Source organism: Clostridium sp. LS, assembly GCF_002760435.1.
GTDB lineage: Bacteria > Bacillota > Clostridia > Clostridiales > Clostridiaceae > Clostridium.
The window spans coordinates 1-16,290 of record NZ_AUUU01000085.1 but is presented as its reverse complement, the minus strand read 5'-3'; the positions used below and the strand labels follow the sequence as shown (position 1 = coordinate 16,290).

Here is a 16,290-nt window from a genome sequence, read left to right as displayed (position 1 = left end):
TAATTAAACTGGTTTTATAATTATTTCTTCATTGAGTCCATCTATAATAACTTTAGACCCATAACCCAACTCACCTTTTATAATCATTCTCGCAAGCCTATTTTCTAAAGTGTTTTGAATATATCTTTTAAGAGGTCTTGCTCCGTAAACCACATCATAACCCTCTTTTGCCATTATTGTCTTAGCTTCATCTGTAACTTCTATTTCTATATTCTTATCTTTTAGTCTCAAATTCACTTCTCTTAAGAATATATCTATAATTTTCTTAATTCCAGATTCAGATAATGGTTTAAACATTATAGTATCATCAACTCTGTTCAAAAATTCTGGTTTAAATCTTGATTTTAAAGCTCCCATTACTCTTATCTTAATATGGTCTTCAATTGTACCTTCGTTTTTATTTTCGAGCAAATACTCGCTTCCAATATTTGAAGTCATAATAATTATAGTATTTTTAAAATCTACAGTTTTTCCTTTATTATCAGTTAGCCTACCATCATCTAATATTTGAAGGAAAATATTAAATACGTCCTCATGTGCCTTTTCAATTTCATCAAATAAGATTACACTATATGGGCTTCTTCTCACGGCTTCTGTTAATTGTCCTCCTTCATCATATCCTACATATCCTGGAGGCGCTCCAACTAATCTTGATACCGAATGCTTCTCCATATATTCAGACATATCAATACGAATAATATTTTCTTCAGAGTCAAATAAATTTCTGGCTAATGTCTTAGCAAGTTCTGTTTTTCCAACCCCTGTAGGTCCTAAAAATATAAATGATCCTATTGGTCTATTAATATCTTTAAGTCCTGCTCTAGCTCTAAGTATAGCATTGGTTACAGCTTCAATTGCTTCTCCTTGACCTATTACCCTAGTACCCATATCTTCTTCTAATCTTAAAAGTTTTTCTCTTTCTCCTTCAAGTAGATTAGTCACTGGTATTCCAGTCCACTTAGAAAGTACAGCAGATACTTCTTGTTCAGTTACCTCTTCTTTTAGTAATGCGCCTTCATAATTATCTCTTAATTCAATTTCTTTTTGTTTAATTTTTTCTTCTAATGAAGGAATTTTACTATATTGAATTTCAGCAACTTTATTATAGTCAAAGTTTCTTTGAGCAAGCTCTATTTCTCCTCTAGCATTATCTAATTCACTCTTAAGTGTTTTAATTTCAATAATTTGTTCTTTTTCTTTTGTATATTTTGCTGTCATCTCATCATTTTTTTCTTTTAGTTCTGCTAATTCTTTTTCAAGATCTTCTAATCTATTTTTTGATCCTTCATCCTTTTCTTTAGCCAAAGCTTCCTTCTCTATCTCTAACTTAAATATTTTTCTTCTAATAACATCAAGTTCTGTAGGAAGAGAATCAATTTCTGACCTTATCATGGCTCCAGCCTCATCAATTAAGTCAATTGCTTTATCAGGCATATATCTATCTTGGATATATCTGTCTGAAAGCTTTGCCGCTGCAACTATTGCTGAATCGTGAATCCTAATACCATGATGAATTTCAAATCTTTCTTTCAATCCTCTAAGTATTGCTATTGTATCATCAACAGTAGGTTCATCTATAATTACTGGTTGAAATCTTCTTTCTAGGGCTTTATCTTTTTCAATGTATTTACGGTATTCATCAAAAGTTGTAGCTCCAATACAATGTAATTCCCCTCTTGCGAGTAGTGGTTTAATTAAGTTCCCTGCGTCCATAGCTCCATCAGTTTTACCTGCTCCAACTATAGTATGAATTTCATCTATAAATAATAATATTCTTCCTTCACTACTTTGAACTTCTTTTAAAACCGCTTTTAATCTTTCCTCAAATTCTCCTCTATATTTAGCTCCTGCAATTAATGATCCCATGTCTAGTGCAAATATTATTTTATCCTTTAATCCTTCTGGGACATCTCCTCTTACTATTCTTTCAGCCAAACCTTCTATAATTGCTGTTTTACCAACACCTGGCTCACCAATCAATACAGGATTGTTCTTTGTTCTTCTAGAAAGAATCCTAATTGTTCTTCTTATTTCTTCATCTCTTCCTATAACGGGATCAAGTTTATGCTTCTTTGCAAGTTCAACTAAATTAGTTCCATATTTAGCAAGTGCATCATAAGTTCCTTCTGGATCTTGAGTTTCAACTCTTTGGCTTCCTCTAACCTCTGAAAGAACCTTCAAAAAGCTATCTCTAGTTATATTATATTGTTTCATTAGCTTTGAAACCTGGCTATTACTATCCACATCCATAATAGCCAGCATCAAGTGCTCAACGCTGATATAGGAATCTTCAAATTGCTTTGAAATATCTTCAGCTTTAATTAAAACTTCCTCAATCTTTCTAGTAATATATACATTTTGTGCACCTTCTCCTAAAACCTTTGGCATTGAATCTAGTTCTTTCTTTATTGAATCTTTTAAAATCTTTGTATTTATGCCCATTTTAGTAAGAATATTAGGGACTAATCCATCCTCTTGCTCTACTAGAGCTGAGAACAGATGAATTAAATCTATTTGCTGATGATTAAATTTTACTGCTGTAACATTTGCATCATTTAATGCTTGTTGAACTCTTAATGTCATTTTATCAATATTCATACTTACTCCTCCTAAATTTATATAATTTATCTTTTCAATTACTGAGTCCAGATAAATATTATTTTTATAACCTAAATAATTCCTCTTTACTATATAATAATACATAGGTCAAAGAAAGTCAAAGTTTATTTTAATATTTTTTAATCTTTTTATTATGAAAAGATTTATTTTAAATTTAGCTATTTTGTAGTAAAATGGTAGTATACATTTTTAATGTTATCTGGCTTACAATATTTATACATTGAAAATATAAAACTTTTAAAAGAGGTGATGTTATGAAAATAAATTCTATTATTAAACCAAATTTTCACACTATTAATGTAAACGATACTATAAACAAAGCTCTAGAATTCATGGACAACCTTAATATTAATGGTATGCCAGTAGTGAACGACGATAATACCCTCGTAGGAATGGTTGTTAAAGCCGATATATATAGATTTATGATACAGCCAGGTCATTATGTTAGCTGCCCAGTTGAATGGGTTATGTCTAAATCAGTAATACTTGCACAATCTGATGAAGATATAACAACTGTAGCGCAAAGATTAAGAAAGAATAACATTATAGCTATGCCTGTAATGAAAGATGAAAAAATTATAGGTGTAATTAATATTGAGGAATTACTAGACTACTTTCTTACTGAAGAGTAATTGATGTAAATAAACAACGTGAAAACTTAACTTTAGATATAGCTCACCGAAATGAGTAAAATATTTTTGTTCCAGTTTCGTTAGGAATTTGATGGATGATTCTAAGACCAAAAGTTGTACCCAAAATGCTAGCCTCAAAACAAGTTTTGAACTAGCATATTTGGAACAACTTTAAGTCCAAGAATCATAACCATCAAATTCCTAACGAAACATTCCACAAAAATATTTTACTCATTTCTAGTAGAGATATATTTAAAAGTATAAGTTAAATTCACAGTTTTTTTATATACATATTTAATTAATAAGTAAAGAAAAATAGAAGTACGCATGTTTTATATTTATACTTCTATTTAACAATTAATTTATATTAAATTTTTTTATCTACCGCTAAAGCTAAGTTAAAATACTTTAGCGAATCTGCTGTGGCTCCAAGCTCGTAATATAGCTTTCCCATATCTATATATCGTTTTTTTCTTTCATCCCTTGTCCCAAATTTAAATAATGAATCTAAAGACAAATTCATATATTTTTCTGCTTCTGCATATCTATTTAATTTTTGAAGGATAGTCCCTTTAAAATAATATGCTTTTTCTATTAACTTTATATTATCAGTAATTATCGCTAAATTAAGTGCTTCTTCAGTAATTTTATAAGCTATTTCATATTCAAAGTTATCTATTAATATTTTAGTACAATAATTCAAGAATTCTACATTCTTCTCTACATTATCTCGAGGAAATATTTTTATTCCTTCCTCAATTTCTAAAATTGCTTTTTCCTTTTCTCCTACTTCAAAATAATATTTACCATAATTTCCATGGGATAATGCTAATGAAATAGGGTTATATTTTTGACATTCAAAAGCTTTCTTCTTATACTCATCAACACAGTCCCTTTTCAGCTTAATACACACAGCGGCATAAATATGATATATTTTCCCCTTATTTTCATCTGTCTTAAGGTTTTCAACATATTCAATAATTTCTGATAAAATACTATATGCTTCTTCTGATTTTTTTATATTTTGATAGCACAATGCTTCGTTATAACCTATCATACAATATTCAATATTATTAAGACCATCTTCTTTTTGCTTAAACATTTCTCTAAGCTTACTGTAATAAGAAATTGCTTCAATATACTCTCTATTTTGAGAAAGATATCTTGCCATATCCTTAAAATATACAACTGTATTTTCTTCTGTATTATTTCTTTGATATAAATCATAATATTGAGAAACAATTAATTGAATATTCTCTCCCTTATTTCCCTCTACATAATATGAAAATAATATATGTATTAATTCAAACGCTAAATCATAGTATTTATACTTGATTGCATAATTTAAATTATCCTTCAATTTATTTTCTGATTCACTATCACAAGAAATATTCATTTTTATCATTTTTAAATTATTAGATATTTGTTCATAAACATCTTCTACTAAATAATCTAGATCTATTTCAATCTTTTCTGATATATATTTCAATAATTCTTTATCAGCTTTTATTTTTCCATTTTCTATGCAGCTCATTTTTGCGATCGAAATCTTACTTCCACATAATTCTTTTAACGTAATACCTTTAAATATTCTAGCCCTTTTTATTTTTTCTCCAGTAGACAGTATTTCCAAAATATATCACCCATTTACTATATTTATTTTTAATAATTTTGTGCTTCATCAAATAATCTAATTCCTTGATTTAAATAATATGAAGCTTCTTCTTCCTCTTTCTTATCCATAAAGTACTTTCCAACTCTCATGGCTAGTTCCGCTGCTTTTGCTAATCTTCCACTATTTTTTGCTAATATATACGTATCAATCAATACATTTTCCGCTTGCTCTAATTTATCATCAATATTAAACATGGTATACTTAATTAATTTGCATTCTATTTTCCTATCAATATCATTTTCTTCAATGCCACTTTCAATTTCTTTTAATATTTTGCTGCATTGTTCAGTGTTCTTTAACTTTAGATGGCATTTACAAAGATCAATTAATATGTCATTTATGTATCCCACATGGTTCTGAGCACTAACACTTTTAGATATTTCATAGTGTTTAAGTGATTCATCTAAATCTCCTAGCTCAAAAAACAGCTTACCTAAATTATGTTCTATGTTAACTATACTCTTATTATATTGTATTTTCTTGTAAACTTCTAAAGTTTTCTTTGAATACTTTATAGCATTTAGCAAATCACCTTTTTTATTAAAATCTTCAGCTAGACAGAATAAATTTTTTGCATAATCTTCATCATTGTATATTTGTTCAAATCTTTTTTTCGCCGAATAGGAATATTCTAAAGCTAAATCCAATTCTTCTATATCATAATATGTTCTAGCTATGTTATAATGTATTTCACCCATTAAGAAATCATCAACTATTTTGTTATCTTCATAAACTTTTTCTGCCTGTTTTAAATAACTGCTTGAAGAATGATATGCTTTTAATTCTAGAGCTATATTAGCTAAATTTAAAAAAGTTTTTATTATTTGCTCATGGTTGTTATTTTTAACAAAAATTACATTGGCAGATAAAAAAAACTTTTGTGCCATAGGAAAATCTCTTTTATACATATATGATTTTGCTGTTATAAAATATATCATTGCTTTACGATATTCTAAATTATATTTTTCGCAATAATATAAAGCATTATCAATATATCTCTGGCCCTTTTCGTAATCTCCCTGCAATATACATGATTCTCCTACTTGCTCATAGTAAAGACTTATCTTTTCAGCTTGGCTCTCCTCTGATTCCATCAAATATTCAACTGTAGTGTTAAGTGCATCTGCTAAATATTCTAATAAATCAACTGATGGATTTGAACGCCCTGATTCGACCAAACTTATTTGCCCTGGAGTTATTCTGTCTTTAGCTAAATCTTTTAAAGTCATGTTTAATTGTTTTCTTCTTCTTTTAATTTTTTCTCCTAATGATAGAATTTCCATCTTTTCAATCCTTCTCTATTCAACAAATTATTTAAATTAATTTATAATTTTTATTTAATTATAACATAAATTTATAAAAAACTGCATAAAAATATAAATCTACCCCATTTTTTATATAATTTAATTTTATTATCCATTTTTATGGATAAAATTATAGCGAAAATAAAGAAACATAAAAAGGCATGAACTATTTTCATACCTTTCATTTCTATTAGTAATATTCTTTTCGCAAAATTTTTTTCATTAATTATCCAATATAATTATCTTATCCAATCTTGTATTCCATGATAAGTAGATTCAGCCATATTTCTCATTCTTCTTCCTGCTCTTTTCATTGTCCTTTGAGTTCTTCTATCATAGTATGGCATAACAGCCATTTCAACAGCTACTCCTATTAGTATTCCTGCCATCATACCTTTTGAAAATCTTTCCATAATCAACACCTCTTTAACATAATTTATTTTATACAAGTAGATTATGCAATAAACAAAAAGTTATCCAAGTTAATTTTTTCTATATATGCTATAGATGCCTAAAGTTGTACTATACTTACGGGGTAGCTTACCGAAATATTACTATTAATTATATTTGTGAGAATTATTTAATAAGTGCAAAATAAAATTCTCCTTCTCATCACTCGATAATTTTGAAATCACTGCTTTGCATTCATTTGCATTATCTTTATATAAATTTATAATCTGTTCAAATTTATTTTGATTAACAACTTCATTAACTTCTTCATTTCTGCTTATTTCAGAAGTTATATTTTTTATAATTATATTTTCCTCTGAGTTAGGCGCTAAACTTAATATCTCTGCTTTCACTTCATTATTAGAAACTTCTACACTATTTTTCTTCAACCATTTTTCAACAGTTTTATCAGAAGTTATCCCGAGACATTCTTTACATTTTTCGTCAACAAGTTCATTAAATAAGTCTCCCGTATGACTATCTACTTTAACAAATATAATTTCAATTCCAGAATTCATGAGTTCTTGCATCTTATTATAATATTCCGTAGATGATTCTTCTTTTCGCTCCCAAGCACCTGTTGCATGATGAGCTATACCTTCATAATCATGAAATAATACTACTTTAACATGTTTCTGCTTCAAGGCATACTCAACAGCTCTAATAGCGCCCTTCAGCTCCCCTGCAATTTGTCGAATATTCTTTTCAGATGTATCTTTTTCTGCTCCGCTTTCAATATACTCCACAACATTATTATTTACACATACTACTCCATAAGAATATCTTCCATCAGAAGAATTGTAGCTACCATCAACATAAGCATGAAGACAATCTTTAGGATAATTATCATCGCTCTTTTTTAGCATTCTATTTCCTTCATTTAGATATGCTTTGGCCTCATCCATACTTTCAAAACTTTTGTACTTAGCACCCTTTACCCCTTTGACATACGCTAAGCATTCAGCCCAAGTATTAACGATAGTATTTTCTATCTTTTTATTATTCTTTAAATCAAATCCATATTGTATCGCATAAATTTTTCTTGCCATTACTTTTATCCCTTCTTTTTAATTTCCATTCTATTATAATATATCTAATATAATAGTTGCTTTTATAGCATAGAGAGATCTTCGATTACTTCATATAATCTCTCTACATTTTTGGCTCCTGTAAAATTAATTAAATATTCGAATCCATTTTTTAATACTAAAAGTAAGTCATTTTTACCCTGCCAATTTTCTACTATTACTGACAATGGAACATCGTTAAGAATCTTATTCACTGCAAAAAATGCAACCCCAACATCATCAATAACTCCAATAAATGGTATACTATTTGGTATAATATTAGCAGGCACTGTTATATATGTTATTGCTGCTGCCATCAATATCTTAGTTTTTATAGGTACTCTTTTATCTTTAAGTAATCTATATATAAGCGAAACTATATCTGGAAGTATAAAAATATATTCCTTATACTTTTGTGCTCTTTCTGGGAGCTTATCTTCTAACACTTTTCTTCCTCTAGAATAATTATCTTCTATTTTATTTATTATTTCAAAATCAACTATTTCATCTTTTTCTTCCGTTGCTTTTTCTTCCGTTGCTTTTTCTTCCTCAATGTTTTTTATTAAGTTACCAGCTATTGAAATTTTAACCTCACTAGCTTCAACCAATACTTCAGACTTCTTCATATAAATCTCATCAATATTAAATTCTACAAACGGTACATCTTTGAGCAAAGTATTTACATTTACTGTAATTCTATCTCTATCACTACATATTCCATATTTATTAAATGCCTTACTTAGTTGCTTTAGCGTGAAACTTCTTAATATTCTAAGCATGCCCAAATTTAAAATTTTCATTTTAATTATTCTGGCAGTAATTTTATTATTTTCACATCCAATCAATTGAACCTTAACAAAAAAGTCCACATTAATTCCTTTTCTAAAACTACCTTCTATAATTATACCTTCATCTATAGCTACATTTTTAATATTTAAACCTTCAATTTTAACAAATTCATTTATAATGCTTAATAAATCGCTCCCTAATAACTTAACATTAACCCCTGATATGTTCATATATCATTCCCCTTTAAATAAATATTTATATAAGACACCTGAAAGAAAACAACAAATCTAAAATACCATGATTATTTCACCATGCAAAAAATTTAAATATATCCAAATCTTCTTCCTAAATATACTTAAAAGTATACATTATTCCAATAAATTATAAAAGATGTGTGCTATATATATTAGCTACACAAAAAAGAGAATACATATCTCTATATATCCTCTGCTTCTTCTATTTACAACCTATATATTTTATAATATTCAAGCTATTTATTATTTCGGTAAGTTACTACATAAGTCTAGCTTAAATGCTGTGCATCTATAAAAATATAATATTAGAATACTGGAATTACTGATCCATTATATTCTTTTTCTATAAATGCTTTTACTTCTGGTGAAGTCATTGCTTTTACTAAATCTTTAATTTTTTGTTGATCTTCGTTACCTTTTTTTACAACAACGATATTAGCATAAGGTTTAGCAGCTTCTGAATCTTTATCTTCAATAATTATAGCATCTTTTGCTGGATTAAATTTAGCTTCAATTGCATAATTTCCGTTTATTACAGCTGCATCAACATCATCAATTGCTCTTGGAACTGCTGCTGCTTCCAACTCTTTAATTGTTATATTTTTAGGATTTTCAGTAATATCTTTTTGTGTAATTAATTCACCATCTTTAACTTTTATTAAGCCTTTTCCTGCTAATAATTTTAATGCTCTTGCTTCATTTGATGGATCGTTAGGAACTGCAATAGTAGCACCGTTTTTGATTTCATCTAAACTTTTAACCTTCTTAGAATATAATCCCATTGGTTCTAAATGAATAGCACCTACTGAAACTAAGTGATATCCTTTTGAAGAATTTTGCTCATTTAAATATGGAGTATGTTGGAAGAAGTTTGCATCTAATGAACCTTCTTCTACAGCAGTATTAGGTTGATTATAATCATTAAATTCTGTTATTTCTACTTTATATCCTTCTTTTTCAAGTAATGGCTTAGCCACATTTACTATTTCTTCATGTGGTTTTGGTGTTACCCCTATTTTTATTACCTTATCTTCTTTTGATCCTGCATTTCCTGTATTAGATGCATTTCCGCATCCTACTAGTCCAAATGTAAGAACTCCTGCTAAAACTATTGATAAAATTGATTTCTTTTTCATGTTTATTCCCCCTATTTTGATAACTTATTATAAAAATAATTTCCTAAAACTTGTAGACCTTGTACTACTATAATTAAAACTAGGCATGTAACTACCATAAAGTCTGTTTGGAATCTTTGGTACCCATAGCTTATAGCTACTTGACCAAGACCTCCTCCTCCAATTGTTCCTGCCATGGCAGAATATCCTACGATGCTTATTATTGTAAGAGTAATTCCTGATGCTATTGAAGGAATGGCTTCTTTAAGCATAACCTTAAATATGATCTGAGTATTTGATGCCCCAAAAGATTTTGCTGCTTCAATTATACCTTTATCAACTTCTCTTAATGCTGATTCTATAATTCTTGCTACAAATGGCGCAGCTGCAATTGTTAATGGAACTATAGCTGCTTCTGTACCAATGGATTTACCAGCAATAAATCTAGTTAGAGGTATAATTGCCACCATTAATATAATAACCGGAAAACTTCTTAATATATTAATAATTAAATCCAAAACTGTATATACTACTTTATTTGGCTTTAACCCATCTTTTGCAGTAACCGTTAATATTATTGCAGGTATAAATCCTAAAATAAGTGAACCGATAGTTGAAGCAAAAACCATTTCCAATGTTTCTACTAAAGCTTTTATTATTATCTCATTCATTATTTAATCACCTCCAATAAAATATTTTTGCTTTGAAGGTATCCTATAACCTTATCCTTATCTTCTTCCTTAATATTTATTACAAGCCCACCTAATACTTCACTTCTAAATTTCTCAAGCTTTCCCCAAACTATCGAAAAGTCTATTTCTAGCTCTCTTGCCATTTTTGTTATAAGAGAATTTTCTGAAGAATCACTTGGGAAAAATAGTTTGATGTTAACTCCCTCTTCTGGTAATATTTCATCATCTTCTTCACCTAAGAATTTCTTCAAAGATTTTCCTGGCTTTAAGAACAAGTCTTCAGCTTTTCCTTCAGCTTTTATCTTTCCTCCATCAATTAACGCAACTCTCTCACATACTTCTTTTATTACCTCCATTTGATGGGTAACCATAACTATAGTTATTCCTAACTCCTTATTGATTTTAGAAAGTAGTGATAAAATATCTTTTGTAATTTTAGGATCTAATGCTGAAGTTGCTTCATCACATAATAATATTTTGGGATCCAAAGCTAATGCTCTTGCTATTGCTACTCTTTGTTTTTGTCCACCACTTAGTTCTGATGGTTTACTTAGTCTTTTATCTTTTAATCCAACTAAATCTAATAATCTTAATACCTTGTCTTTAATTTCATTTTTACTATATCCCCACACTTCAAGTGGAAGTGCTACATTATCAAAAACATTCTTTCTTTGCATAAGATTAAAGTTTTGAAAAATCATTCCCAAATCTTTTCTAAACTCTCTAAGGCTAGTACCATCTAATGAGGACACTTCTTTACCCATTACTTTCACAGATCCTCCATCATATGATTCAAGACCATTAATACATCTAAGTAATGTCGATTTTCCTGCACCGCTATGTCCAATTATCCCGTATATTTCGCCTTCTTTAATACTTATTGATACATCTTTTATAACCTGTGTTTCCCCAAAATTTTTCACTACATTTTTAATTTCTATCAAAACACATTTCCTCCCTTGATTTTGTTTTGCTAGTTTCCGGATAACTAAGGTACTCTAATTAAATAACTAGTTAATACCTCAAAACAAAAGCGCCAGAGAATAAATCTCCAGCGCATAAAACACCATTCAAATTTACTCTCTCATCTATCAGCTAAATGCTGCTGGAATTAGCACCATATAAATATTGGTGAATATCAATATTTAGGTTGCCGGGCTTCGCAGGGCCAGTCCCTCCGCCACTCTTGATAAGACATTAGATTATTTAATTTAGTTACTGATCTGATTATATTAACATTCTTTTCATTTGTCAATCTCTAAATAATAACCATAGCACCCATTTAATCCAAAGTATTATACTCGGATTACTATTATTATATATATTTGATGGTTATATTGCAAGAACTTTTTAATTTTTATATATAAATTTTAAAAAACATTCTCCACCGCTATTTAAGCTGCTTTCTTTTGATTAATACTATCTGTTATGACACCCCAATTATTTGAACATTCAGGTGAAATTTGTCCATGTTCCTTAATATAATTAGTCATTAAACTTCTAACTTGTCCGTCATCTCCTAAAGCTTTACCCGAATCATAAGTTACAATGCTTGGATCAGTATTACTTAATCCTGCGGCCTTCATGAAACCACCACCGCCATTGAATCTATAATTATTAATAGCTACAGTAAATACATCGCTATCTTTTACAGGTATTCCATTTACTTTTAAATTTTTTATTCTATTTCCAGAAATTACTCTTCTAGTTGTTTTATCTATTGTGCATGCTGGAGCTGTTAAATCTATATCATATGTTGCACCATATAATTGATCTAAATTATAATCTGGTATATTTAATACTGAATCTTTAACTGCAGCTTTATTACTACTATCTATTTGAGCATAGTATCTAACTGAATACTCCATCCAATCTTTAAGCTGTTTACCATTCATCTTTACACCATATAAGAAATTTTCAAAGGTATAAACTGACATCATATCCTTAATAGTTATATCTCCCTTTGGTATAAAAGCTGATGAACTTAAAGGAGCAGCAATAGACAATTGAGTTCCTGCAGATTCTTTTTGAACTTTGTTAATTAGCTCCATAATTGCTGTAGGCTGAGTTGTTTGTCCATTTCCAGTAAATTCTCCACTTGAAGTTCCGATTTTTGTGTCTACATACTTTAAAGTGGTATCTTGGTACGGCTTAATCAAACTCACTATTTCTGGATCTTCTGCTATACTCTTATCAATAGTAATATTCTTTGTTGATATTCCAGAAAGCTTACCATTTGAATCGATGTTCATATCAAATTCCGCTATGCCAGTTGCACCTTTTGCTGATTCAACTATTGGTACAACTTTTCCTTCTGGATTTTTTTTAGTTAAATCATTGACTTTTAAGTGAGTATGCCCTGCAACAATTGCATCTATACCACTTACCTGGGTTGCAATTGCATTAACTTGATTTTCAGGTAGAACATCTGCTTCTGATTCTTGCCCGCTATGAGCTGAAACTATAACAATATCTGCTCCTTTATCTTTCACTTCTTTAACCCACTTTTTTGCCTCATCTACAAGATCATTAAATTTTAATCCATCATAATGCTTTTTATCTTCCCAGCTTGGCACACACTTATTTTCCAATCCTATTACTGCTACTTTTACTTCTTTACCATTTATATTAAAGCTTTTTATTATATATGGCTGTACAAAATTAGTATTATCATCCTTGTAGACATTAGCTGCAAGAACAGATATTCCTTCAGTTTTATAATCTTTAATAATCCTATTTAGTACATCTAATCCGTAATTAAATTCATGGTTTCCTAAAGTCCATGAATCATATTTCATAGCGCCCATTACTTTTGCCATAGGATATTCTACGCTTTTATCCATAACATCATAATAGTAAGATAAAGGAGTACCTTGGATGGTATCTCCATTATCAATTAACATAACATTCTTGTTATTTTGCCTTACACTTTTTACATATGATGAAACCCTTGCTAAACCTTGACCTTTTTCTGTAGCTTTCCCTACGGCATAATCATAATCTAAGACAGTACCATGGACATCAGTTGTTGCCAATAATGTTATTGAACTCGAAGAATTATTAGCACTTGAAACATTACTTGAACTTGATGTTGATAAATTTATTATTCTTTCATTTACTTTGTTAGTAATCGTGTTTGCGCCATTTTTATCTTTATTCGTCTTACACCAATCTATAAGCGCATCTCTTACTAAAATATGAGTATCATTTGCCACATCCAATCCCCCATATTTTTTAAATGCAGTGAAAGAATCTCCTCCTTGAGCCACAAAGTCTGGGACTGCTATAGATAATTTTTCAGTATCACTAATAGCTGTTCCGTTTTCTCTTGTAATATTCTTAATTCTTTGTCCTGATGGAAGAGTTGAATCATATATAAACTTAACCCCTGATACCTGCATTCCTTTACTATTATCAGCAACACCTTGTTCTAAAGCTTCTTTTAACTCTGCTTTTGTCATATTTAACTTGTAAATTGTATTATCAAAAGGCATAAACTGCCACATAGTACCTACTGTAATATTACCTTGTGGTATATCTATTCTTAATCCCCCATTATTTTGAATACCAACATCAGCATTAACTGCTCCTCTCGTAACATCTGAAGCCCAGTTTCCTAAAACTGATGCTCCATAAGGAGAGACATTTAATTTTCTTGTAAGCTCATTTCCATTGTTATATCCAATAACCTCATCAGTTGTTGATTTTATTTCATCATTAGCCTTATTTACTATATCATCAATATTTTTATCTGTTTGAGGTTTTACAGCTTTATAGCCATTTTCATTATCCAATGCAATATAATTTGATTCAATTGTTGGAGTATCAAACTTCACTTTTTTATCTGAGGTAATATTAAACTTAGCGTCTATAAATCCTTTACCAGCTGAATTTCCAATATAAACAGGGATATTTGTGTTTTTCGCCATAGCTGAAGTTTTGGTATGACTATGCCCACCAAATACAGCATCTACATTTTGGAGCTTATTTGCAATATCAAATATTGGCCCAGTAGCATTATCACCGTTATCCCCTTCATGTACTAAAGCTAATATTATATCTGCTGATTTATTTTGTTTTAATTCTTTTGCAATAGAATTAACTTCACTAGCAACATCTTTAAATTCATAATCTTTTACGTATTTAGGCGATACAATTGTTGATGTCTCGGTTGTAATTCCACCTATAATCGCAATCTTTACTCCATCCTTTGTTATTATTTTATAAGGATCAAATACCCTTTTGCCTGTTGTTTTATTGTAAAGATTACTGCATACTATGGAATATGCTGCACCTTTCATAGTTTCATTTGTAAGAGTATCTAACCCCCAATCAAATTCATGATTTCCAAGGGTTGTTACTTCCATTCCAATCTTAGACATGACTTCTTGGACTGGAATCCCTTTCATAATATTTGAAATTGCAGAGCCTTGATATAAATCTCCTCCTCCTAAAATTAGCGTTTTATCAGGATTAGAACTTTTTATTTTATTTATTCTATCTGATAAAACTCCAGCTACTGGTTTTCCTGATGCATCATTTAAAGCTCCATGAAAATCAGTTATTTCAATGATATCAAAAGTTTTATCACTTTCCGCAGCATAACCTGTTACTGAAATTGTAGTAAATAAAGTTATGGTGAAAAATAGACTAGTTAAAATCGATATAACTTTATGAACTTTAAATATTTTCCTCATAATAAATTTCCCCCTAATTAATAATTCATCTTTTTACATATATTTACTTATAATAAATTATATACCATACAATAATGTAATTCTATAGCTTTCCCATTTATGATTTTTAAATTATTGTTAAGAGTTTATTAAACAGTATAATAATTAATTCATTCAAACAAAAAACTACCAAAAATATTATTCATACTTTTTGGTAGCTTAACTTACTAAAATTTATTTCGTTCTTTTATTGCCCTATCCATATCTCTCTTATGAGCTCTTTCTAACATAGAATCTCTCTTATCATAATTTTTCTTACCTCTACATACTCCAAGTGCAACTTTAACTTTACCCTCTTTTAAATACAAAGATAAAGGTACTAAGGTATATCCATCCTGAGATACTAATCCATCAAGTCTTCTTATTTCATCTCTATGAAGTAATAATTTTCGTTCTCTTAATGGATCCACATTAAAAATATTTCCCTGTTCATATGGAGAAATGTGCATATTTTTTATGAATATCTCACCGTTATATATATCAGCATAGCAATCTTTAAGATTAACTCTTCCATTTCTTATTGATTTAACTTCTGTGCCTACTAAAACTAATCCAGCTTCCATTGCTTCTTCTACAAAATAGTCATGTCTTGCTTTTCTATTTTCAGCCAATGAATTTTCATTTCTTTTTCTTGCCATTTAATCACCCTTATTAAGTTAACAGTTAACAGTTAACAGTTTATATTATAAAATTATATTATATATATCTTTTCAAATCAATAAGTTAAGATGAACAGATTAGGCACATGAAAAAAAATAATAGACCAAAGATGCGATAAAAAGTTCTTATTTACAGCATAGCTGCTTTTTTATATGTGCATATTTCGTCTTAAGATAAGTTCAACTAATTCAGTTGGAATGTAAAATTCCAACTGAAAAGTTTCACTTTATGTCAGACAAGGAAGTAAATTCTGCTCATAGCGGGCCTATTAGCTGAATTTGCTGACGCAGTATGACG

The 16,290-nt window shown here is 29.3% G+C and carries 12 protein-coding genes and 1 riboswitch; of the genes, 1 reads left to right on the top strand and 11 read right to left on the bottom strand.

What is annotated here, in order from left to right; all coding sequences use genetic code 11:
• Positions 1-3 precede the first annotated feature (3 nt).
• Positions 4-2,598 carry an ATP-dependent chaperone ClpB gene (gene clpB, locus COL3_RS18455; protein WP_035283323.1) on the bottom strand — a complete coding sequence of 865 codons (2,595 nt, stop codon included), beginning with the start codon at positions 2,596-2,598 and terminating at the stop codon, positions 4-6.
• Between the two features lie 275 nt (positions 2,599-2,873).
• Here clpB and COL3_RS18450 point away from each other — a divergent pair, with 275 nt between their 5' ends.
• Positions 2,874-3,251: a CBS domain-containing protein gene (locus COL3_RS18450; RefSeq protein ID WP_008423221.1), complete on the top strand. Its 378-nt coding sequence runs from the start codon at positions 2,874-2,876 to the stop codon at positions 3,249-3,251.
• 367 nt (positions 3,252-3,618) lie between these two features.
• On the opposite strand, the gene COL3_RS18445 is transcribed toward COL3_RS18450, so the two are convergent.
• The 10 genes from COL3_RS18445 to smpB all read right to left on the bottom strand — a co-directional run bounded on the left by COL3_RS18445 (position 3,619) and on the right by smpB (position 15,971).
• Complete coding sequence (locus tag COL3_RS18445) at positions 3,619-4,884, bottom strand: helix-turn-helix transcriptional regulator (protein ID WP_008423220.1); 1,266 nt, start codon at positions 4,882-4,884, stop codon at positions 3,619-3,621.
• A 29-nt stretch (positions 4,885-4,913) separates the two neighbouring features.
• On the bottom strand, positions 4,914-6,209 hold the full coding sequence (locus COL3_RS18440) for a helix-turn-helix transcriptional regulator (RefSeq protein WP_008423219.1): 1,296 nt from the start codon (positions 6,207-6,209) through the stop codon (positions 4,914-4,916).
• Positions 6,210-6,469: 260 nt separating this feature from the next.
• Positions 6,470-6,643 carry a hypothetical protein gene (locus tag COL3_RS28440; RefSeq protein WP_008423218.1) on the bottom strand — a complete coding sequence of 58 codons (174 nt, stop codon included), beginning with the start codon at positions 6,641-6,643 and terminating at the stop codon, positions 6,470-6,472.
• A gap of 144 nt (positions 6,644-6,787) precedes the next feature.
• On the bottom strand, positions 6,788-7,729 hold the full coding sequence (locus tag COL3_RS18435; RefSeq protein ID WP_008423217.1) for a ribonuclease H family protein: 942 nt from the start codon (positions 7,727-7,729) through the stop codon (positions 6,788-6,790).
• A gap of 62 nt (positions 7,730-7,791) precedes the next feature.
• The gene (locus tag COL3_RS18430; RefSeq protein WP_008423216.1) at positions 7,792-8,766 is read right to left on the bottom strand and encodes a DUF1232 domain-containing protein; all 975 of its coding nucleotides are present in this window, start codon (positions 8,764-8,766) and stop codon (positions 7,792-7,794) included.
• Between the two features lie 329 nt (positions 8,767-9,095).
• Positions 9,096-9,926 carry a MetQ/NlpA family ABC transporter substrate-binding protein gene (locus tag COL3_RS18425; protein WP_008423214.1) on the bottom strand — a complete coding sequence of 277 codons (831 nt, stop codon included), beginning with the start codon at positions 9,924-9,926 and terminating at the stop codon, positions 9,096-9,098.
• 11 nt (positions 9,927-9,937) lie between these two features.
• Positions 9,938-10,576: a methionine ABC transporter permease gene (locus COL3_RS18420; protein WP_008423213.1), complete on the bottom strand. Its 639-nt coding sequence runs from the start codon at positions 10,574-10,576 to the stop codon at positions 9,938-9,940.
• Positions 10,576-11,541 (bottom strand): methionine ABC transporter ATP-binding protein, encoded by a 966-nt coding sequence (locus tag COL3_RS18415; RefSeq protein ID WP_008423212.1) that lies wholly within the window; start codon positions 11,539-11,541, stop codon positions 10,576-10,578. The genes COL3_RS18420 and COL3_RS18415 overlap by 1 nt, the downstream gene beginning before the upstream one ends.
• Before the next feature lie 137 nt (positions 11,542-11,678).
• A riboswitch (SAM riboswitch) is annotated at positions 11,679-11,793 on the bottom strand.
• 198 nt (positions 11,794-11,991) lie between these two features.
• Complete coding sequence (locus tag COL3_RS18410; RefSeq protein ID WP_008423211.1) at positions 11,992-15,294, bottom strand: 5'-nucleotidase C-terminal domain-containing protein; 3,303 nt, start codon at positions 15,292-15,294, stop codon at positions 11,992-11,994.
• Between the two features lie 206 nt (positions 15,295-15,500).
• Positions 15,501-15,971: an SsrA-binding protein SmpB gene (gene smpB / locus COL3_RS18405; protein ID WP_008423210.1), complete on the bottom strand. Its 471-nt coding sequence runs from the start codon at positions 15,969-15,971 to the stop codon at positions 15,501-15,503.
• Between the last annotated feature and the right edge of the window lie 319 nt (positions 15,972-16,290).

Coding starts and splice junctions, on each gene's coding strand:
- COL3_RS28440 (WP_008423218.1), bottom strand. CDS start 6,643: ATGGAAAGATTTTCAAAAGGTATGATGGCAGGAATACTAATAGGAGTA.
- COL3_RS18425 (WP_008423214.1), bottom strand. CDS start 9,926: ATGAAAAAGAAATCAATTTTATCAATAGTTTTAGCAGGAGTTCTTACA.
- smpB (WP_008423210.1), bottom strand. CDS start 15,971: ATGGCAAGAAAAAGAAATGAAAATTCATTGGCTGAAAATAGAAAAGCA.
- COL3_RS18440 (WP_008423219.1), bottom strand. CDS start 6,209: ATGGAAATTCTATCATTAGGAGAAAAAATTAAAAGAAGAAGAAAACAA.
- COL3_RS18430 (WP_008423216.1), bottom strand. CDS start 8,766: ATGAACATATCAGGGGTTAATGTTAAGTTATTAGGGAGCGATTTATTA.
- COL3_RS18420 (WP_008423213.1), bottom strand. CDS start 10,576: ATGAATGAGATAATAATAAAAGCTTTAGTAGAAACATTGGAAATGGTT.
- COL3_RS18435 (WP_008423217.1), bottom strand. CDS start 7,729: ATGGCAAGAAAAATTTATGCGATACAATATGGATTTGATTTAAAGAAT.
- COL3_RS18410 (WP_008423211.1), bottom strand. CDS start 15,294: ATGAGGAAAATATTTAAAGTTCATAAAGTTATATCGATTTTAACTAGT.
- COL3_RS18450 (WP_008423221.1), top strand. CDS start 2,874: ATGAAAATAAATTCTATTATTAAACCAAATTTTCACACTATTAATGTA.
- clpB (WP_035283323.1), bottom strand. CDS start 2,598: ATGAATATTGATAAAATGACATTAAGAGTTCAACAAGCATTAAATGAT.